This window comes from Actinomadura logoneensis, assembly GCF_003428695.1.
GTDB lineage: Bacteria > Actinomycetota > Actinomycetes > Streptosporangiales > Streptosporangiaceae > Spirillospora > Spirillospora logoneensis.
On sequence record NZ_QURH01000465.1, the window covers coordinates 1 to 1,089 of the forward strand.

The following is a 1,089-nucleotide window of genomic DNA, read 5'->3' on the forward strand; positions in this document are numbered from 1 at the left end:
TGCTCGGCGCGCGCGCGGCGGGGGGCCGCCTCACCGGCGTCCGCACCTCCGGCGGCGTCCTGCCCGCCGACCTGGTCGTGAACGCCGCCGGACCGTGGTCGGGCGAGACCGCCGCCCGGCTCGGCGCCCCGGTCGACGTCCGGCCGCGGCGCGGCGAGGTGCTGGTCACCACGCCCCTGCCGCCCACCGTCTTCCACAAGGTCTACGACGCCGACTACGTCGGCGCGGTCGGCAGCGGCGCGCAGGACCTGCAGACCTCCGCCGTCGTCGAGTCCACCCGCGCCGGGACCGTCCTGCTCGGCTCGGCCCGCCGCCGCGTCGGGTTCGACGACCGGATCCGCCCGCACGTCCTCGCCGAGATCGCCCGCAAGGCGCTGCGGCTCTACCCGTCCCTCGCGGACGCCCAGGTGATGCGCGCCTACGGCGGGTTCCGGCCCTACGTCCCCGACCACCTGCCCGTCATCGGCCCCGACCCGCGGCTGCCCGGCCTCTGGCACGCCACCGGCCACGAGGGCGCGGGCATCGGCCTCTCGGTGGGCACCGCGCTGCTGCTGCGCGAGCTGGTCACCGGGTCCGCGCCGTCCCTCGACCCGGAGCCGTTCCGGGCCGACCGGTCCGCCGTCCTCGGCGCCGGCCGGTCCGACACCTCGGAAGGAGCAGCGTGAGCCCCCGCATCGTCCCCGCGCGCACCGACGCCGTCCGGCGCCGCGCGACCCCGCTGACGATCACCGTGGACGGCGTCCCGGTGCCCGGTGTCGCCGGGCAGACCGTCGCGGGCGTGCTGCTCGCGGACGGGCGCCGCGCCTGGCGGACCGGCCCGTCCGGCGCGCCGCGCGGCGTGTTCTGCGGCATCGGCGTGTGCTTCGACTGCCTGGTCACCGTCAACGGCGAGCGCGACGTGCGGGCCTGCCGCCGCCGCGTGTGCGACGGCGACACCGTCACCACCCAGTCCCGCGAGCCGGGGGAGGAGCGATGAGCGCGCACGTCGTCATCGTCGGCGCGGGCCCCGCCGGGCTCGCCGCCGCTGCCGCCGCGCTGCGCGCCGGCATCCGCAACGCCTTCGACGCCATGGACCTGCGGGAGCTCGGC

The 1,089-nt window shown here is 78.6% G+C and carries 2 protein-coding genes; both read left to right on the forward strand.

Going from position 1 to position 1,089, the window contains the following annotated elements; all coding sequences use genetic code 11:
- The coding region (locus DZF91_RS23345) for an NAD(P)/FAD-dependent oxidoreductase (protein WP_147341307.1) at positions 1 to 665 on the forward strand (665 nt) is incomplete at its 5' end.
- Positions 662 to 976: a (2Fe-2S)-binding protein gene (locus tag DZF91_RS23350; RefSeq protein WP_117359503.1), complete on the forward strand. Its 315-nt coding sequence runs from the start codon at positions 662 to 664 to the stop codon at positions 974 to 976. The genes DZF91_RS23345 and DZF91_RS23350, both read left to right, overlap by 4 nt.
- Positions 977 to 1,089 lie beyond the last annotated feature (113 nt).